The sequence below is a fragment of the Actinomadura sp. B10D3 genome, assembly GCF_039871695.1.
GTDB classification, from domain to species: domain Bacteria; phylum Actinomycetota; class Actinomycetes; order Streptosporangiales; family Streptosporangiaceae; genus Spirillospora; species Spirillospora madurae.
Genome location: NZ_JBDPLY010000039.1, coordinates 38,921 through 58,108 on the forward strand (window position 1 = coordinate 38,921; position 19,188 = coordinate 58,108).

General features: G+C 74.3%; 12 protein-coding genes and 1 pseudogene. 5 read left to right on the forward strand and 8 right to left on the reverse strand.

Annotated elements, in window-relative coordinates; all coding sequences use genetic code 11:
* Positions 1-70: 70 nt before the first annotated feature.
* Together ABGB11_RS38055 and ABGB11_RS38060 are read right to left on the reverse strand one after the other, a co-directional pair.
* Complete coding sequence (locus tag ABGB11_RS38055) at positions 71-3,388, reverse strand: FtsX-like permease family protein (protein ID WP_347640359.1); 3,318 nt, start codon at positions 3,386-3,388, stop codon at positions 71-73.
* A 94-nt stretch (positions 3,389-3,482) separates the two neighbouring features.
* Positions 3,483-6,686: a BTAD domain-containing putative transcriptional regulator gene (locus ABGB11_RS38060; protein WP_347640360.1), complete on the reverse strand. Its 3,204-nt coding sequence runs from the start codon at positions 6,684-6,686 to the stop codon at positions 3,483-3,485.
* Positions 6,687-6,804: 118 nt separating this feature from the next.
* On the opposite strand from ABGB11_RS38060, the gene ABGB11_RS38065 reads away from it, so the two are divergent.
* Positions 6,805-7,392 (forward strand): dihydrofolate reductase family protein, encoded by a 588-nt coding sequence (locus ABGB11_RS38065; RefSeq protein ID WP_347640361.1) that lies wholly within the window; start codon positions 6,805-6,807, stop codon positions 7,390-7,392.
* Here ABGB11_RS38065 and ABGB11_RS38070 read toward each other — a convergent pair.
* Together ABGB11_RS38070 and ABGB11_RS38075 are read right to left on the reverse strand one after the other, a co-directional pair.
* Positions 7,385-8,287 carry a helix-turn-helix transcriptional regulator gene (locus ABGB11_RS38070; RefSeq protein ID WP_347640362.1) on the reverse strand — a complete coding sequence of 301 codons (903 nt, stop codon included), beginning with the start codon at positions 8,285-8,287 and terminating at the stop codon, positions 7,385-7,387. The two genes, ABGB11_RS38065 and ABGB11_RS38070, sit on opposite strands and share 8 nt — an antisense overlap.
* Complete coding sequence (locus tag ABGB11_RS38075) at positions 8,284-9,108, reverse strand: SAM-dependent methyltransferase (RefSeq protein ID WP_347640363.1); 825 nt, start codon at positions 9,106-9,108, stop codon at positions 8,284-8,286. The genes ABGB11_RS38070 and ABGB11_RS38075 overlap by 4 nt, the downstream gene beginning before the upstream one ends.
* 269 nt (positions 9,109-9,377) lie before the next feature.
* On the opposite strand from ABGB11_RS38075, the gene ABGB11_RS38080 reads away from it, so the two are divergent.
* From ABGB11_RS38080 to ABGB11_RS38090, 3 genes are all read left to right on the forward strand, one after another.
* On the forward strand, positions 9,378-9,725 hold the full coding sequence (locus ABGB11_RS38080) for a YciI family protein (RefSeq protein ID WP_347640364.1): 348 nt from the start codon (positions 9,378-9,380) through the stop codon (positions 9,723-9,725).
* Positions 9,726-9,775: 50 nt separating this feature from the next.
* Positions 9,776-11,035 carry an RNA polymerase sigma factor gene (locus ABGB11_RS38085; RefSeq protein WP_347640365.1) on the forward strand — a complete coding sequence of 420 codons (1,260 nt, stop codon included), beginning with the start codon at positions 9,776-9,778 and terminating at the stop codon, positions 11,033-11,035.
* 161 nt (positions 11,036-11,196) lie between these two features.
* The gene (locus tag ABGB11_RS38090; protein ID WP_347640366.1) at positions 11,197-12,138 is read left to right on the forward strand and encodes a threonine/serine dehydratase; all 942 of its coding nucleotides are present in this window, start codon (positions 11,197-11,199) and stop codon (positions 12,136-12,138) included.
* On the opposite strand, the gene ABGB11_RS38095 is transcribed toward ABGB11_RS38090, so the two are convergent.
* The 3 genes and pseudogenes from ABGB11_RS38095 to ABGB11_RS38105 all read right to left on the reverse strand — a co-directional run.
* Entirely contained in the window at positions 12,135-12,377 is a 243-nt protein-coding gene (locus ABGB11_RS38095) for a hypothetical protein (protein WP_347640367.1), read from the reverse strand. The genes ABGB11_RS38090 and ABGB11_RS38095 overlap by 4 nt on opposite strands.
* A gap of 125 nt (positions 12,378-12,502) precedes the next feature.
* Entirely contained in the window at positions 12,503-13,843 is a 1,341-nt protein-coding gene (locus ABGB11_RS38100) for a serine hydrolase domain-containing protein (protein ID WP_347640368.1), read from the reverse strand.
* Positions 13,844-13,975: 132 nt separating this feature from the next.
* Positions 13,976-14,878, reverse strand: a pseudogene (locus ABGB11_RS38105) (RNA polymerase sigma factor); the annotation flags it as partial.
* A gap of 194 nt (positions 14,879-15,072) precedes the next feature.
* Here ABGB11_RS38105 and ABGB11_RS38110 point away from each other — a divergent pair.
* Complete coding sequence (locus ABGB11_RS38110; protein ID WP_347640369.1) at positions 15,073-15,699, forward strand: TetR family transcriptional regulator; 627 nt, start codon at positions 15,073-15,075, stop codon at positions 15,697-15,699.
* Positions 15,700-15,732: 33 nt separating this feature from the next.
* On the opposite strand, the gene ABGB11_RS38115 is transcribed toward ABGB11_RS38110, so the two are convergent.
* Complete coding sequence (locus ABGB11_RS38115; RefSeq protein ID WP_347640370.1) at positions 15,733-19,107, reverse strand: pyruvate carboxylase; 3,375 nt, start codon at positions 19,105-19,107, stop codon at positions 15,733-15,735.
* Positions 19,108-19,188: the final 81 nt, after the last annotated feature.

A 19,188-nucleotide genomic window follows, 5' to 3' on the forward strand; every position in this document is an offset into this window, starting at 1 on the left:
TGACAAGGGGGTGTGACGACTTCTTGACCTTTCGCAACCTTCCTGCAATAAGGACAAATCGCCCAAATTCTCAGTGATCCTCCCCCGCGCGCAGCCCGCCGGCGGCATCGCGGCGGCGCAGCGCACCGGCCGCCGGCGGCAGCACCAGGCCGAGCACCGCCGCCACACCGGCGATCATGGCGAGCAGGACCGGCCACGGGAACGCCGTCACGACGGGCGGGTACGGCCGGGCCGCCCGCACGCCGAGCACGATGTGCGGGACGGCGAGCCGCGCCACGACCAGGCCGAGCACCGTCCCGCCCAGCAGGCCGAGCGCGACCAGGTACGCCTGCTCGATCGCCAGCATCCCCGCGACCTGCCGGGGGCGGACGCCGAGGACCCGCAGCACCCCGAACTCCCGCGCCCGTTCCCCGGCCGTGACCGCCGCGTTCACCACGAACGCGATGACGGCGAACGCCAGCGCCGTCCCGAAGCCGAGGACGAGCGCGCCCTGCAGACCCGCGCCGAGCGGCGCGTCGCGGAGCCGGGCGCGCGTCCCGGCGCGGTCGGCCGCGACCTCGCCCCAGCCCGGGTGCCGGTCCAGCGCCGCGGCGGCCGGCCCCGTGCGGCCGCCGCGCACAGATGCCCACCACTCGCCGGGCGTGATGGTCACGGGATCCGCCCCGGTCGCGGCGAGCCACCGCTCGGTCAGCGTCGGGAGGTCGACGAGGGCGCCCGGCTCGCCGGCGGGGACGCTCGGCAGCGCCGGGACGATGCCCACGATCTCGATCGGCTGGTCGCCACCCGCCGTGGACACGGTGACGGTGCCGCCGACGCCGGCCTTCGCGCGCCGGGCCATCGCGCTCGTGACGACGCCGGGCACCGGCGGCCGGAGGTCGGCGTTGCCCGCGGAGTGCCCCGGCGGCGTGGGCGCGGCGGCCATCGCATGGGCGACCGCGCCGGACAGGGTCGCCGGCGCCCCTTCGTAGGTCCTCCTGTACGGGGTCGCCGGGATGTTCAGCCGGAGCAGCCCGTCTCGCAGGGCCTGCGCGGCGGGTTCGGCCCCCGCCCAGTCATCGGACGACCGGCCGAACGCGTCCCAGCGCATGCCCCCGCGCGGCACCGCGTCCCCGTTCTCGCCGCTCACGCGCAGGAGGTCGAGGTCGAGCGGGCCCGCGATGGGATTGACGTCGTAGGCGTAGCCGATTCCCCGGAGCGAGAGCGGATGGGCGAGCACACCGCCCGCCCCCGCGAGGTCCGCGGCCTCGATCGTGAGGGTGTGCTCGCGGCCGTCGGCGGCGAGCGCGGGCAGCGTCACACGCTGGGCCAGCCCGCGGGCGTCCACGAGCGTGACCGCGAGCCGGAAGAGACTCCCGCCCGGCGAAGCCTGACCCTTGAGCGCCTCGGGGACCGGTCCGGCACGGCGTAACCGCACGCCGAAGCGCAGCCGCCTCGGGCGCCCCGGCACGGCCAGCGCCGGCACGGCGGGACGGGCCCTCGCCAGCTCGCCGAGCCGCAGGTCGCGGCGCAGGCCTTCCTGGACGCGCAGGATCGGGCCGAGCGTCCCGGCGTCCACGCCGAGGACGGTCGCCGTGCCGTCGCCGAGATCGGCGTCCATGCGCAGAACCGCGCTCGCGGCCGTGACGCCGGGCAGTGCCGCGAAACGCCCGCCCTGCCCGAGCGGCGCGGGGCCCTCGGCGGCGTCCGCGGCGGACAGCCGCAGGTCGGCGCCGCTCTGGAAGTCGGCCTGGTCGGTCTGCGACCGGCGCCAGGTCGCCATCGTCGTCACCGACAGCACCCCGACGGCCATCGCCATGGCGAGCAGCAGGACGGGGCCCGCGTACCGGAGCGGGCGGCGGCCGACCTGCCGGGTGCCGAGGACGGGCACGAGCCCGCGGCCCCGCGCGGCGGCCCGTTCGGCGATCCGCGAGGCGAGCGGGAGCAGCCGCAGCAGGAGGACGCCGCCGGCCAGCAGCGCCAGGGCGGGCCCCGAGACGATGAACGGGTCCACGCCGGCCGCCGCGTTCGCGCCGGTCGTGCCGTACCGGGCGAGCTGCCAGATCGCGAGCCCCGCGACGAGCAGCAGCGCGAGGTCGGCCCCCGACCCGAGCCCGCCGCCGCGCGGTGGCCGGCCGAGCCCGGTCTGCACCTCCACGAACGTGCGGCCGGCATCGCGCAGTGCCGGGACGACGAGGGCGGCCGCGCAGGCCAGGGCCGTCACCGCCGAGACGGCCCACAGCAGCGCGGGGGGCCCGGCGTCCAGCCGCAGCCCGGACGCCCTGACGGCGGGGGCGCGCCCGGCGAGCCGCAGCAGCGGTCCGGCCAGCAGCGGGCCCAGCACCGCGGCGGGCAGCACGATCAGCAGCCCCTCGGCGAGGCCGAGGCGGACGAACTGCCCCATCCCCATGCCGCGGGTCCGCAGCAGCGCCGCCTCCCCGCGCCGGTGGTCGGCGAGCAGCCGGGCGACGAGCAGCCACGCGCAGCCCGCCAGCAGCACGAGCTGGATCACCGGGATGAGCATCGTGGACCGGGCGACCAGGACCGCGTCGCGCAGCTGCCGCGTCAGCTCCGAAAGCTCCGTGACGACGGCGAACTGCGCCCCGCCGCCGCCGGCCCCGACCAGCGTGCCCTCGGCGGCGGCCACGCGGTCGCGGAGCCGTTCCAGTCCGTCGACGTCCAGCCGGCGCAGGTCCGGAAGGACGGTGAAGCGGGCTTCCACGCCGGTCCGGGTGAAACGTTCGGCGAACACCTCCGGGGGCACCACGAACGGCCCGTAGGTGGTGTAACCGAGCTTCTCGACGCCTGTCGTGATCAGCCGGTCGTCCCGCCAGAAGTAGCCGGACGGGTCGGGGACCTCGAAGAGCCCCACGACCCGCACGCTCACCACGGACTCACGGTCGACGCGCCCGCGCAGGGTGAGGACGTCGCCCACGTCCGCGTGGACGAAGTGGGCCGCGGTGACGGGCAGGGCCGCCTCGATCTCACCGCCGTCCGCGCGCGGCCAGCGCCCCCCGGCGAGCCGCGCGTGCCGGTCGATCCCCGTCCACGTCGCGAACACCGCCAGCTCGGGATGGTCGCCGCCCTCCTGACCGGGAAGCGTGTAGGTGCCGCTGCGCGCGCTCATCGACACCGAATGGGGTACGCCCTGGAAGATCTCCTCGACCCCGCGGCCGACCTGGCCGCGCACCTCGGTGAGGCGGCCGGCGGGCACGTGGGCGCCGATCGTCGTCCCCGTCGACTCGAACGCGGCGTCCGCCAGGGTGCGCCGCAGACCTTCGCGGGTCACCGATCCGGTGTAGCCCGCCAGCGCCGCGAGGACGGTCGCGGCGAAGAGCGCGGTCGCGCACGCGGCCAGGATCAGGGGCCGGTCGCCGGCCATCCGGCTGAGCACGAACCCGCGTCGCCCCACGGTCGCTCACGATCATCGACGGGCGGCGCGCACCGCAAGGGCCCGTGACGGCTTCTTGACCTTTCGCAACCGGCCCGAGATACGGACAGATCGCTTATCGGTCAGCCCAAACCGAGCGGCCTTCGGGTGGGACGGCTTCTGCGCGGCGCAGGATCTCCGCGGGGTCGAGGGCGGCTCCGGCGGCGAACGCGTCCGCTCCCGCCGCGTCCCCGATCCGCGCGGCGGCCCGGTCGATGTCGTCCTGTTCCACCGGCCCGGCCGGGACACCGGCCGCCTCCCGGACGGCCGCCGCCTTCCCCAGCGCCATCGCCGCCTCGCCCGGCCGGCCCGCCAGCGACAGCGCCCCGGCCAGCCCCTCCAGGGAGCCCGCGAGGTCGCGCGGGGCCTCCAGCCTGATCGCGACGGCCAGCGCGTCCCGCTGGTAGCGGACGGCGGACGCCGCGTCGCCGCGCGCCTCCGCCGCGAACCCGAGCGCGGTCTGGATCATCGACAGGTACAGCGGCGGGAACTCCTCGGGCGGCACCGCCGCCAGCATGGGCAGCAGCCGGTCCTCCGCGTCGGCCGGCCGGCCCTCGCAGCGCGCCGCCAGCCCCAGCCCGAGCTCGGCGAACGTCACGGCCTGCGCGAACCCCTGCTCGACGGCGACCCGGTGCGCCCGCCCGAACAGCCGGCGAGCAGACGCCGGGTCGCGGCGCAGGTAGGCGATCCAGCCGCGCCACGCCATCCGCATGGCGACGTCCGGCCACATCCGCAGCTCCTCGGCCATCCGCTGCCCCTCGTGCTGGAGCCGCTCGGCCCGGTCGTAGTCGCCGGTCAGCTCCGCCAGCCCGCCGAGCCACTCCACCGCCTGGAGCCGCCCCCACCGGTCGCCACTCCCGGTGAACAGCGCCTCGGACCGCTGGGCGTCGCGCTCCAGCGCGGCCGGGTCGCCGCGGGCGTGGGCGAACATGGCGCGCTGGGCCAGCGCCGCCGCCTCGCCCCAGCGGTCGCCCAGCGCCCGGAAGCCGTCCAGCGCCTCCTCCAGCTGGACGATGCTCGCCGTGACGTCGTCCACCTCGAACCGGGAGAACACCAGGAACCAGCGCGCCCAGGCCTTCAGGCCGGCGTCGCCCGTCGCGTCGGCGAGCCGGAGGGCCTCGTCGCGGCGCGCCGCCCAGTCGCCGGGGACGCCCTTCAGCACGGCCAGCCCCGCCTGCCACACCAGCGCCCTGGCCCGCGCGGCCGGCGACCCGCCGTCCCGCGCGAGCGCCGCCTCCAGCGACCGCAGCGCCTCGGTCAGCCTGCCGCGCAGGAACCAGTACCAGGCGAGCGCGTTGACCAGCCGCAGCGCGTCCTCGCCCGGGGCGGCGTCGAGCGCGGCCCGCAGGTTCGGCGACTCGATGTCGAGCCTGCGGAGTTCGGCCGCCTGATCCGCTCCTCTGAGCCGGGACTCCGCGCGCTCGGCGAGCTCCAGGTAGTGGCGGCGGTGCGCGGCCCGCGCCCGCTCGGCCTCGCCCGCCTCGGCGAGCCGCCCGGCCGCGTACGCGGCGACGGACTCCAGCAGCCGGTACCGGGGCCCCTCGCCGGGCCGCTCCGCCATCACGACCAGCGACCGGTCGACCAGCCGGACCAGCAGGTCGAGGACCTCCTCCTCGGGGACGTCCCCTCCCGCGCACACCGCCTCCGCCGACTCGGCCGCGCAGCCGTCGGCGTGCACCGCCAGCCGCCGCAGCACCGCCCGCTCCGGCCCGGTCAGCAGGTCCCAGCTCCAGTCGATCATCGCGGTGAGCGTCCGCTGCCGGGGCGGGGCGCCGCGGTGCCCGGACGACAGCAGCCGGAACCGGTCGTCGAGCCGCCGGACGAGCCCCTCCACCCCGAGCGTCCGCACCCGGGTCGCGGCCAGTTCCAGCGCGAGCGGGATGCCGTCCAGCCGCCGGCACAGCTCGCCGGCCGGACCGGCCGTCGCCGCGTCCAGCCGGAAGTCCCGCGACGCCGCCTCCGCCCGCGCCGCGAACAGCCGGACCGCGCTCGCCGCGGCCGGATCGTCGTCCCCGTCGCCGGGCACGTCCAGCGGCGGCACCGCCCACACCACCTCGCCGGGCAGCCCGAGCGGCTCCCGGCTCGTCGCGAGGACGCGCACGCCCGGCACCCGGCGCAGCAGCCGCTCCGCCAGCTCGGCGGCCTGCTCGACCACGTGCTCGCAGTTGTCCAGGACGAGCAGCAGCCGGCGGGCGCCGAGCGCCGCCGCGAGCCGGTCCAGCGCGGCCTCCGGCGCGCCGGGCGCGTCCCGGATGTCGAGGACCGCCGTGACGACCTCCGCCAGGTCGGGGACGGTCGAGCGCTCGAAGCCCGCCAGCTCCGCCATCCACACGCCGTCGGCGAACGCGTCCACGAGCCCGCCCGCCGTCTCGATCGCGAGGCGCGTCTTGCCGACCCCGCCCGGCCCGGTCAGCGTGACCAGCCGGTCGGTGCCGATCCGCGCCCGGATCTCCCGGACGGCGCCGTCCCGCCCGATCAGCTCCGTCGGCGGGACGGGCAGGTTCGACCGCCCGCGGGACGGGGCGGGCGCGTCCAGCCCCGGGTCCTGGCGCAGGACCGCCCGCTGGAGATCGGCGAGCTCGGCCCCCGGGTCGAGGCCCAGCTCATCGGCGAGCAGCGTCCGGTAGCCCTCGAAGCTCTCCAGCGCCTCGTTCTGCCGCCCCGCCCGGTAGAGCGCGCGCATGTGCGCGGCCCTCAGCCGCTCCCGCAGCGGGTGCTCCCCCACCGCGTCGCCGAGGTCGGCCGCCAGCGCGCCGTGCTCCCCCAGGTCGAGCCGGACCTCGGCGTGCTCCTCCAGCGCGGTCAGCCGCAGCTCCTCCAGCCGGGCGGCCGCCGCCCGGGTGAACGGCTCGTCCCGGAGGTCGGCGAACGCGGGGCCGCGCCACAGCCCGAGCGCCTCCGCGAGCAGCGCCGCCCTCTCCTTCGGCTCCTCCGCCCGGCGCGCGGCACCGACCAGGTCCTGGAACCGCCGGGCGTCCACGCGCTCGCCGTCCGCCCCGAGCAGGTATCCGGCCGGGCGCGACTCCACCAGCGCCCGGGCGCCCGGCTCCGCGTCCTCCAGCACCCGGCGCAGCTGCGACACCTTCGCCGACAGCGCGCCCATCGGATTGCCGGGCGGCGCATCGCCCCACAGGTCGTCGACCAGGCGGTCGGCGGGCACCGGGCGACCCTCGTGCGCCAGCAGGTCCGCCAGCAGGGCGCGCACCTTCAACCCGGGCACCGGGACGAGCCCGCCCTGGTCGGTCCAGACGGCGAGCGGCCCCAGCATCCCGAAGCGCATGCCGCGACCCTAATGCGCGCCGACCGGCGGACAGAAACCGTAAGGATCCCGTAAAGGGTGCCGCGCAGAGTGGGTCCCGGATCGCGAGACCGCGAACGATCCGACCACGGAGGACACCATGCGAAAGATCATCAGCTCGACGTACATCTCGCTCGACGGCGTCATCGAGAACCCGCAGAACTGGACGTCGGCCTACTTCCAGGACGAGGCCGCGGCCTACGCGCGGGAGCTGCTGTTCTCCTGCGGCGCGCTGCTGATGGGCCGCAGGACGTTCGACGGCTTCTCGCAGGCGTGGCCGGCGATGGAGGAGGCCACCGGCGACTTCGGCGTCCGGATGAACACCCTGCCCCACTACGTCGTCTCCGACACCCTGCGCAAGCCCGGCTGGGGCGACACGACCGCCATCCCGCGCGCGGACGCCGTCGCCGAGATCACCAAGCTGAAGGAGCAGGACGGTCAGGACATCCTGCAGTACGGCTTCGGCCCCGTCTCGCGGACGCTCGTCGAGCACGGCCTGCTGGACGAGCTGCGCCTGTGGATCCACCCGGTCGTCGTCGGCACCGGCGACCCGACGGAGCTGCTCATCCGCGAGGACTTCTCCGCGGCCTTCGAGCTGGCCGGCACGACGACGTTCGAGACCGGCGTCATCGTCGCGACCTACGTGCCCGCCAGGAAGGAGCCCGCGGCGGCACGCGGGGTCAGCTGAGCCGGGACAGGACGTCCCGCAGCATCGCGGGGGTCCGGGCCGGCCGCTCGGCCTGGACCCCGATGCGGTTCATGACGTCCCCGTACCGGGTGATGTCGGAGGGCCGGTCCGGGTAGAGGGCGCCGGTGAGCTGCTCCAGGTAGACCACGTCGGGCAGTTCGGGCTCGGCGAACCGCAGCAGCGTCACCGGCCCGCTCTCCGCCGCGTGGCCGCCGGAGGTGAACGGCAGGACCTGCACGGTGACGTGCGGCAGCTCCGCCATCTCGATCAGGTGCTCGATCTGGGCGCGCATGACCGCGGTGCCGCCGACCGTCCGGCGCAGCGCCGCCTCGTCCAGGATCGCCCACAGCCGCAGCGGGTCGGGGCGCTCGAAGACGCGGCGGCGGCGCGCCCGCAGCTCGGCCCGGCGGTCGATCTCCTCCTGCGGCGCCTCCGGGTACCGCGCGGCGATCAGGGCGCGGGCGTAGCCGGGGGCCTGCAGCAGCTCGGGGATCTCGTGGACGGCGTAGACGCGGACGAGCACCGCGCCCTGTTCGAGGCCGAGGTACGGCTCGAACCACCCGGGGACGATGTCGCCGTACTGCTGCCACCATCCCGGCGTGTTGGCGTGTTCGGCCAGATCCATGAGCGGCTCGCGAAGGTCGGGATCGGTCACGCCGTAGAGGGTCAGCAGGTCGGCGACGTCGCGCTCCTTGAACCCGACGCGCCCGAGCTCCATCCGGCTGATCTTGGAGTGGGAGCCGCGGATCTCGTAGCCGGCGGCCTCGGTGGAGATGCCTGCGGTCTCCCGGAACCGGCGCAGATGCGCGCCCACCACCATGCGCAGCACCGTCGGGCCCGCCGCCCGGAGGTCCGGGGCGAGGCGGGCCGGTTCGCGGGGTTCGGCGGGGCTCACGAGGCCTTGCGCCCCACGGCGCAGAACTCGTCGACGTCGTCCGGCTCCCCGGCGGGCTCGGGCTCGGCGCGCCACCGCGAGACCGGCACCACGCCGGGCTCCAGCAGCTCCAGCCCCGCGAAGAAGCCGCCGATCAGCTCGGGCGTGCGCAGGCGGTAGGGGGTGTCGCCGGCGCGGTTCCACAGGTCGATCGCGGTGCGGAACGCCTCGCCGGTGATGACGTCGGTGCCGTCCGCGACCACGAGGTGGCTGCCTGGCGGCAGCCCGCCGAGGAGGCGGCGGACGATGGCGCGCGCCTCGTCGTAGTCATCGACGTGCCCGAGGATGTTCAGCAGCATCAGCCCGACGGGCCGGTCGAGGTCGAGCGTGCGGGCGGCCCCGGCGAGGATGCGGCCGGGGTCGCGCAGGTCGGCGTCGATGTAGTCGGTGGCGCCCTGCCGGGTTCCGGTCAGCAGCGCGCGGGCGTGCGCGAGGACGAGCGGGTCGTTGTCGACGTAGACGATCCGGGCGTCGGGCGCGACGCGCTGCGCCACCTCGTGGGTGTTGTCGACGGTCGGCAGGCCGGTGCCGACGTCGAGGAACTGGCGGATGCCCGCCTCGCCGGCCAGGTACCGGACGACGCGGGAGAGGAAGGTCCGCGAGTGCTTGGCGATGTCGACGATCTGCGGGTAGACGGCGATGAACTGGTCGCCGGCGGCGCGGTCGGCGGGGTAGTTGTCCTTGCCGCCCAGCCAGTAGTTCCAGATGCGCGCGGAGTGCGGCACCGCGCCGTCGATCTCGGGGACGGGCGGAACGCCGGCACCCGGTGCCGGTTCTCCCACGGGACGCCTCCTTGACGCGCAAGAAACCTTCTTTCGGGGAAAAAGTTACTCGGCGGGAGCCCGCTTGCCCACCGGCCCGTCGCATCCCGTTCCGTCCTACTCCGCCCGGGTTTACTGAACTTCTCTGACAGACATGCTCCTGACCTGGCACGATCCGGTGCCGGCGAAGAAATCCCGAGAAAGTTCGGCCGGAATGTCGATCCGGTCACTCCTTCTTCGACGCGTCAGCGAGAGCCGGGAGGAGCCCGGCGGACCTGAGGAGGCAGACGATGCGGTTCCTGATGATGACGACGGACGCCGACGACACCCCGCCGGACGAGAAGATGCAGGCCGAGATGGGCCGGTTCATCGAGGAGATGTCCAAGGCCGGGGTCCTGCTCGCGACCGGCGGGCTGGAGCCGGGGGGCACCCGCATCACGTCGTCCGGCGGGAAGGTCACCGTCACCGACGGCCCGTTCACCGAGGCGAAGGAGAGCGTCGTCGGGTTCGCCCTGGTCGAGGTGCGGTCGCGCGAGGAGGCGATCGAGCTGTCCTCCCGGTTCTACTCGATCGTCGGGGACGGCGAGGGCGTCATCAAGCAGGTGTTCGGGCCGGGCGACCCGTTCCCCGGGGAGTGAGCGCCCGCTGAACTTGCGCGGCGGCCGGTGCGGGTGCTCTCATCGGCGGCGTGACGGCTTCGAGCAGGTCCGACGTGCACGCCCGCGTCGACGCGGTGTGGCGGCTGGAGGCCGCCCGCATCATCGCCGGCCTCGCCCGGATGGTGCACGACGTCGGGCTCGCCGAGGAACTCGCGCAGGACGCGCTGGTCGCCGCGCTCGAACAGTGGCCGGAGTCGGGCGTCCCGGACAACCCGGGCGCCTGGCTCATGGCCGTCGGCAAGCGCCGCGCCATCGACCGGATCCGGCGGACCCGGCGGCTGGAAGACAAGATCGAGGAGATCGGCCGCGATCTGGAGAGCCGGCCGGCGCCGGAGTTCGAGGTGCCCGACGACGAGCGCATCGAGGACGACGTACTCCGGCTGATCTTCACCGCCTGCCATCCGGTCCTGTCCACGCAGGCGCGGGTCGCGCTGACGCTGCGGATGCTCGGCGGCCTCACCACCGACGAGATCGCGCGCGCGTTCCTCGTCTCCGAGCCGACCGTGGCCCAGCGGATCGTCCGGGCGAAGCGGACGCTGTCGGAGGCGGGCGTGCCGTTCGAGGTCCCGGAGGGGCCGGACCGCGCCGCGCGGCTGTCGTCCGTCCTGGAGGTCATCTACCTGATCTTCAACGAGGGGTACGCGGCCACCGCCGGCGACGCCTGGGTGCGGGCCGATCTGTGCCGGGAGGCGCTGCGCCTCGGCCGCGTCCTCGCCGAGCTGGCCCCCGGCGAGCCCGAGGTGCACGGGCTGGTCGCGCTGATGGAGATCCAGGCGTCGCGGACCCGGGCGCGCACCGGGCCGTCCGGCGAGCCCGTCCCGATCCAGGAGCAGGACCGCGGGCGCTGGGACCGGCTCCTCATCCACCGCGGGTTCGCCGCCCTGCTCCGCGCGAAGGCCATCGGCGAGCCGCCGGGCCCCTACGTCCTGCAGGCCGCGATCGCCGCGAGCCACGCGCAGGCGGCCACCGCCGCGGACACCGACTGGACGCAGATCGCGTCCCTCTACGAGATCCTCGCGACCGTGGCGCCGTCCCCGGTCGTGGAGCTGAACCGCGCGGTCGCGGTCGGCATGGCGCACGGCCCGGAGAAGGGCCTGGAGATCGCCGACTCCCTGGTGGACGAGCCGCTGCTGCGCGACCACCACCTGCTGGCGAGCGTCCGCGGCGACCTGCTCGCCCGCCTCGGCCGGGCGGACGAGGCCCGCGCGCAGTTCGAGCGCGCCGCCGGGCTCACCCGCAACGCGCCCGAACGCCGGGTCCTGCTGAACCGGGCCGCCGCCCCTCAGTAGTCCTTCGGCCGGAACGAGCTGACGATCTCCCCGAAGTCCTGGAGGTCGACCGCCTCGCCACCGCCGCCGGCCGCCGCGTGCTCGCTGACCGCCAGGGCGCGGGACGGTCAGTCATGCGCCAAACTTGTATTGGCTACTGATGCCTCGGAGAGGAACCCCCGGTGATCGCACATTCGGACGTCCAGGCCGCGGCGGCGCGCGTCGCGGGCCGCATCCGTCGCACGCCGCTGATCGAGGTCGACCCGGCCCCGCTCGCGCCCGCCGGTCGGATGTGGCTGAAGCTCGAACTGGCGCAGCACACCGGGTCGTTCAAGGCGCGCGGCGCGTTCAACCACATCCTGGCCGCGCGGGACGAGGGGCGGCTGCCCGGCGTCGGCGTCGTCGCGGCCTCGGGCGGCAACGCCGGCCTGGCGTTCGCGTACGCGGCGACGGAGGTGGGCGTCCCCGCCGAGGTGTTCGTCCCGGAGACGGCGCCCGCGGTCAAGGTCGCCCGGCTGCGCGCCCTCGGCGCCGCGGTCGTCCAGGTCGGTACCCGGTACGCCGAGGCGCAGGACGCCGCGACCAAGCGGGCCGCCGACACCGGCGCCCTCTTCTGCCACGCCTACGACCTGCCCTGCGTGTGCGCCGGGCAGGGCACCCTCGGCGCCGAGGTCCTGGAGCAGACCGGCGGCGCGGTCGACACCGTGCTGCTGGCGGTCGGCGGCGGAGGGCTGATGGCGGGCGTCGCCGCCGCCCTCGAAGGGACGGCGCGCGTCGTCGGCGTGGAACCCGAGACCATCCCGACCCTGGAGCGCGCCCTGCACGCCGGGCGCCCGGTCGACGTGGACGTCTCCGGGATCGCCGCCGACTCCCTCGGCGCCACCCGGCTCGGCGACATCGCGTTCGCCGTCGCGTCCCGCACCGGGGTGCGGCCCGTCCTCGTCACCGACGAGGCCATCGTCGAGGCCCGCCGGTTCCTGTGGGCCGAGTACCGGCTGGTCGTCGAGCACGGCACCGCCGCCGCGGTCGCCGCGCTGCGCACCGGCGCCTACCGCCCGGCCCCGGGCGAACGGGTCGTGGTCGTCCTGTGCGGCGCGAACACCGACCCGTCCGACCTCGCCTAGTCCGTGAGCTGCGCGGCCAGGGCGCGGGCCTCGCGGACGGTGTTCGAGGACCCGGGGCGCGCGGCCAGCTCGCCGATCTCCGGGATCGCGCCGCGGGCGCCCGTCCAGCGCGCCGTCCTGAGCCCGAGCGCGATCAGCCTGTCGAGCCCGTGCACGGGGCGCTCCCCCGGCTCGGGGCACAGGACGGGCAGGGCGGCGGCGAGGATCCGCCACACGTCGGCGTAGGCGCCGCTCTCCACCGCGCGTTCGAGGGCGTCGGCGACCCTGACCGGCCGGACCTCACCGGCGCGTGCGAGCCGCCCGAGCCGTCTGCCGAGCCGGTCGGCGGGCAGGTCGCCGCGAGCGGCCAGGGACCCACCGACAGTCAGCGGGGGGCGTGCAGGGACTGGAGCGGCAGCAGGCGGAGAGGGCGCTCGGGGCCGGTCGACCAGGCGGCGGCCTGGGTGCCGCAGAGCGCCTCCACCACGTGCGCGCCCAGCGCGTTGTCGATCGGGTGCGGGACGGGCGTGCCGTTCGCGTTGAGCTGCTGGTACTTCATCAGGTTGAGGGCCAGCGAGATCTGCCGCGCGCCGCCCGCGGACGACAGCGACTGGGTTCCGGCGCCGAAGACGGCACCGTCGTGGCCCCAGAACGTCCCGCACGGCAGGTCGAGGGAGTACAGGCCGAGCCCGTAGTTCATCAGGACGTTGCCGTCGGCGTCCTTCACCGGGACGGTCCGCTTCATCTGCGCCAGCGTGTTCGTGCCGATGAGGCCGCCGGTGAGGAGCCTGCGGTAGAAGCGGTTGAGGTCGTCCATGGTGGAGACCAGCTCGCCGGCCGTCCACGCCCAGCTCATGTTGTAGGTGCTGTAGTCACGTGGTGGTTTCACGTGCTGGTACAGCGATTCGTACATCCGCGAGTGGGGTTCGGCGATCCACGGCGAGGACGGGAAGTAGGTGTGCTTCAGCCCGGCCTTGTTGATGACGTTCCGGGTGATGTACTTCTCCGCCTTGGTTCCGGTCGCCTTCTCCAGGAGCCGTCCGGCGATGATGTAGTTGGTGTTGGAGTACGACCAGCGCTCGCCCGGTTCACCGGTTCGCGGTGCCTGGAGTCCCCACGTGATGAGCTGCTCCGGCCGCACGTCGCGGAAGCGGAACTCGTCCAGGCTCGCGGGCGACAGCTCCGTGAACGACGGGAACGCCGTGCCGACGTAGTCGCCGATGCCGCTGGTGTGGTTGAGGAGCATCCGCACCGTGATCTGCTGGCCGAGCGGCCCCGGCACGAGGTCGGGCGCGTACCGGGCGATCGGAGCGTCGAGGCTGATGCGGCCCTTCTCGACCTGCTGGAGGATCGCCGTGGCGACGAACGACTTGGTGATGCTGCCGACCCGCTGCCGCATGGTCGAGGTGACCGGGCGGCCGGTGCGGACGTCCGCGACGCCGGACGCGCCGTCCCACGAGGTGTTGCCGTCCCGGGCTTCGGAGAAGACCCCGTACATGCCCGCGTCGTGGGTGGCGTCCAGCGTCGCGCGCAGCTTCGCCGGGTCGAACGGCATCGTCGACGGGCCGGGCGGCGTGGCGGGCGGCGTGGCGGCGACCGGGCCGGGCGCCGCTGTCGCGGGCGCCGGTGCCAGGGCGAGGGCCAGCGCGAGCGCGCCGCCGACCGCCGCTCCCCGCACCGCACGGGTGCCCGTGAGCCGCCCCAGCCGTCCCGACCGCCTCGCCATCGTCTCCCCGCCCGCCGAGTCCTTGAGAGATCATCTACTCTCTCACCCCGGCGGGGGAAAATCCGTCCGCAACCACGAAAAAGCGGTGAGCATCACCCGGGGGCGATGCGAGTACCGCCCCCGGGGTGACGGTCAGCTGAGCAGGTCGGCGAGGGTCTCCCTGCGGGACGGGTGGCGCAGCTTGTGCATGCCCTTCGACTCGATCTGCCGGATGCGCTCGCGCGTCACCCCGTAGACCTTGCCGACCTCCTCCAGGGTCTTGGGCTCGCCGCCGGACAGCCCGAACCGCAGCGAGATCACGCCCGCCTCGCGCTCGGTGAGCGTCTCCAGGACGGCGTCGAGGCGGCCGCGCAGCATCGAGGACGCGACGACGTCGGCGGGGTCGCCGCCGTCCGGGTCCTCGATGACGTCGCCGAGTTCGCCGTCGCCGTCCTCGCCGAGCGGGGTGTGCAGGGACAGCGGCTCGCGGGACTGCCGGCGCAGCCAGTCGACCTTCTCCGGCGTGACGTCCAGCTCGGCGGCCAGTTCCTCCGAGGTCGGCTCGCGGCCGAGGTCCTGCATCATCCGGCGCCGCACCCGCGTCATGCGGTTCAGCACCTCCACGACGTGGACGGGGATGCGGATCGTGCGGCTCTGGTCGGCGAGGGCGCGGCTGATCGCCTGCTTGATCCACCAGACGGCGTAGGTGGAGAACTTCAGGCCGCGGCGGTACTCGAACTTCTCCACGGCGCGGATCAGTCCGAGGTTGCCCTCCTGGACGAGGTCGTTCAGCGGCAGGCCGTGGCCCACGTAGCGCTTGGCCAGCGACACGACGAGGCGGAGGTTCGCCTCGACCATGTGCTCCTTGGCGCGGCGCCCGTCGGCGGCGATCCATTCCAGGTCCTGCTTGTCCTGGAGGCTCAGCTCGTCGCCCAGGGTCTCGAGGCGCTCTCGGGCGAACAGGCCGGCCTCGATGCGCTTGGCCAGGTCTACCTCCTGCTCGGCGGTGAGCAGCGCGGTGCGCCCGATGCGGGACAGGTAGTCCTTCATCGGGTCGACGAGGGTCACGGTGGCGCGGGGGGACGCGCTCGGCGCGTGGCTGGCGTTCAGGGCGGTGTCCTTTGCTCGTCCTGCCGGGAGGGAACGGGTCACCCGATCTCGGTACCCGCCTGCCCTGCGACATAAACTTAGGACGAGCCTAGAACTATGTCAACTATAAATTTAGGTCGAGCTGTGAAAGGATGGACGGCATGGGACTGCGGGAGATGAAGAAGCAGCAGACACGGCAGAACATCTCGAACCAGGCGACGCGCCTGTTCATGCGGCACGGCTTCGACCGCGTGACGATCGCCGACGTCGCCGCGGCGGCGCAGGTGGCGAAGATGACCGTCACCAACTACTTCCCGCGCAAGGAGGACCTGGCCCTCGACCTCCACGAGGAGTTCGTCTCGCTCCTCGCCCGCACGGTCGCCGGACGGGCGCCGAACGAGTCGGCGCTGGCGGCCCTCCGCCGGGCCTTCCTGGAGGCCGTCGCCAAGCACGACGCCGTGATCGGGTTCTCCGGCCCCGACTTCGCCCGCATGATCGTGGAGAGCCCGGCGCTGGTGGCGCGGCTCCGCGAGTTCCACGAGGAGCGCGAGGACGCCCTCGCCGCCGTCCTGGCCGAGGAGACGGGCGCCGGGCCGGACGACGTCCTCCCCCGCCTCGTCGCCGCGCAGCTCGGCGGGGTCCACCGCGTCCTGTTTCGGGAGATCCTCCGCCGCACCCTCGACGGCGAGACGAACGACGAGATCGCCGCCGCCCTGACCGAAGCCGCGAGGACGGCCTTCGACCTTCTGGAGCCGTCCCTGGGCGCCTACGCGATCCGCGGGTCGTAGCGCGATCCGCGAGCGCCCAGGGACGGTTCGCGGCTACTCCTGGATCACGAGGAGGAGGTCGCCCGCCTGGACCGGCGTGGCCTCCGGGACGGCCAGCCGCGCGACGGTGCCGCCCACGGGAGCGGTGATGGCGGCCTCCATCTTCATCGCCTCGATGGTGGCGACCACGTCTCCGGCCGCGACCTCCTCGCCCTTGGCCACGCGCAGCGTCACGGAGCCGTCGAAGGGCGCGGCGACGTGGCCGGGCTCCGCGGGGTCGGCGCGCTCGACCGGCGGCGCGTCCGACACGACGGACTTGTCGCGCACGGACAGGGTGCGGAGCTGCCCGTTCACCGTGCAGATGACCTGCCGGACGCCGGCCTCGTCAATGTCACCGACCGCCTCCAGCCCGGCGAGCACGCGCACACCGGGTTCGAGGTCGAACGCGACCTCGTGGCCCGTGCGCAGCCCGTAGAGGAACGGGCCGGTCGGCAGGAGTGACAGGTCGCCGTAGGCCGCGCGGGCTTCGCGGTAGTCCTTCGCGGGGCCAGGGAAGAGCAGACGGTCAAGGGTGTCGCGCACGTCCGGACCGTCCAGGGCCTTCTCCTCGGCTCCGTCCAGCTCGGCACGGGCGGGCGTGTACTGGCGTCCTGCGAGGGCCTTGGTGCGGAACGGCTCGGGCCAGCCGCCGGGAGGGTCGCCCAGCTCGCCGTTCAGGAACCCGATGACGCTGTCCGGGATGTCGTAGCGGTCGGGGTTCTCGGCGAAGTCGTCCGGGTCGGCTCCCGCGGCGACGAGGTGCAGGGCCAGGTCGCCGACGACCTTGCTGGACGGGGTGACCTTCACGAGCCGCCCGAGGATCGCGTCGGCCGCCGCGTACAGGCGCTCGACCTCCTCGAAGCGGTCGCCGAGGCCGAGCGCGACCGCCTGCTGCCGCAGGTTCGACAGCTGCCCGCCCGGGATCTCGTGCTGGTAGACGCGTCCGGTCGGCGACGGAAGGCCCATCTCGAACGGCGCGTAGAGCTTCCGGACGGCCTCCCAGTACGGCTCCATGACCGTCAGCGCGTCCAGGTCGATGCCGGTCGCATGGTCGGTGAAGTCGGTCGCGGCCACGATCGCCTGGAGCGGTGGCTGGCTCGTGGTGCCCGACAGCGGCGCCGCGGCACCGTCGACGGCGTCGACACCCGCTTCGATGGCGGCGATGTAGGTGCCGATCTGGCCGCCGGCCGAGTCGTGGGTGTGCAGGTGGACGGGCAGGTCGAACCGCTCGCGCAGTGCCTTCACCAGTGTGCGCGCGGCAGGGGCGCGAAGAAGGCCGGCCATGTCCTTGATGCACAGGATGTGGACGCCCGCTTGGACGAGTTCCTCTGCGAGCCGCAGATAGTAGTCGAGCGTGTAGAGCCGTTCGTCCGGGGACGACAGGTCGCCTGTGTAGCAGAGGGTTCCTTCGACCAGCGCGTGAGTCTGAAGCGCGGCGTCGATGGCCGGTCGCATGCGTTCCACGTCGTTCAGAGCGTCGAACACCCGGAAGATGTCGACGCCTGTACTGGCCGCCTCCTTCACGAAGGCGCGCGCCACCGAGTCGGGGTACGGGGTGTAGCCGACCGTGTTGCGCCCACGCAGAAGCATCTGGATGCACAGGTTGGGTGCGGCTTCCCGGATGGCGGCAAGCCTGTCCCAGGGCGACTCGCCCAGGAAGCGAAGGGCGACGTCGTACGTGGCGCCGCCCCAGGCCTCGACGGACAGCAACTCCGGCGTCATACGGGCCAGGTAGGGCGCGGCCGCCAGCAGGTCGTAGGTGCGTACTCGTGTGGCGAGGAGCGACTGATGCGCGTCCCGGAACGTCGTGTCGGTGACGGCCAGGGCGTTCTGGCTCCGGAGCCGCTCGGCGAACGCGCGCGGGCCGAGCGCCAGCAGCCGGTCGCGCGAGCCCTCCGGGTACGGGCCGTCCAGGTCGAGCGGCGGCAGCTTCGTCGCCGGGTCCAGGTCCGTGGGCGCCTCACCGTGCGGCTTGTTGACGGTGACGTCCGCCAGATACCGGACGAGCCGCGTGGCGCGGTCACCGCTGGAGCGTGCCGTGAGCAGGTCGGGATGGTCGGCGATGTAGGACGTCGTGACGCCGCCCGCACGGAAGTCGGACTCTTCCAGCAGCGCGCGCAGGAACGGGATGTTGGACGCGACACCGCGGATGCGGAACTCGGCGACGGCCCGGCGCGCCCGCCGCACGGCCTCCTCGAACGTCCGGCCGCGGCAGGTCAGCTTCACCAGCAGCGAGTCGAAGTGCGGCGAGACGATCGCGCCGCCGTAGGCCGTCCCGGTGTCGAGGCGCACCCCGGCGCCGCCCGGCGACCGGTAGGCCGAGATCTTTCCGGTGTCGGGGCGGAACCCGTTCGCGGGGTCCTCGGTCGTGATGCGGCACTGCACGGCGAAGCCGCTCACGCTCACCTGGTCCTGCGCGATGCCGAGGTCGCCGAGCGTCTCGCCGCCGGCGATGCGCAGCTGGCTCTGCACCAGGTCGACGCCGGTGACCTCCTCGGTCACGGTGTGCTCGACCTGGATGCGCGGGTTCATCTCGATGAACACGTGCTCGCCGCGGTCGTCCACGAGGAACTCGACCGTTCCCGCGTTCTCGTACCCGATTTCCCGGGCGAACCGGACCGCGTCGTCGCAGAGCCGCCGCGCCACGTCCGCGTCCAGCCGCGGCGCGGGCGCGATCTCCACGACCTTCTGGTGGCGGCGCTGCACCGAGCAGTCGCGCTCGCGCAGGTGGACGATGTTGCCGGTGCCGTCCGCGAGGATCTGCACCTCGATGTGGCGGGGACGGTCGACCGCCTGCTCCAGGAACACCGTCGGGTCGCCGAACGCGCTCTGGGCCTCGCGGCGCGCCGTGTCGACGGCGGCCTCCAGGTCCTCGCGGTGGTCGACCCGCCGCAGCCCGCGCCCGCCGCCGCCCGCCGCGGCCTTCACGAAGAGCGGGAACCCGACCTCGTCGGCCGCCTCCAGCTCCCGCCCCGGTTCCGGCGTCGCCGAGCGCAGCACCGGCAGGCCCGCCCGCCGTGCCGCCGCGACCGCCTCGATCTTGTTGCCGGCCAGGCTCAGCACGCGGGACGGCGGGCCGACGAACCTGATCCCGTTGCGCTCGCACGCCTCCGCAAGCTCGGGGCTCTCAGACAGGAACCCGTACCCGGGGTAGACGGCGTCGGCGCCCACACGCAGCGCGGTCTCCACGATCCCGTCCACGTCCAGGTAGGCGCGGACGGGGTGGCCGTGCTCGCCGATCTCGTACGCCTCGTCGGCCTTCTGCCGGTGCAGGGACAGCCGGTCCTCGTGGGCGTAGACGGCGACGCTGGCGATGCCGAGTTCGTAGGCCGCGCGGAAGGCGCGCACGGCGATCTCGCCCCGGTTGGCGACGAGCAGCTTTGCGATCACGTAACTCTCCCAGACGGGCGGGCACGGGCTGAATCCTCGGATACCTACCCAGTTGAACGGTTCCACGAGCACCGCGACCCG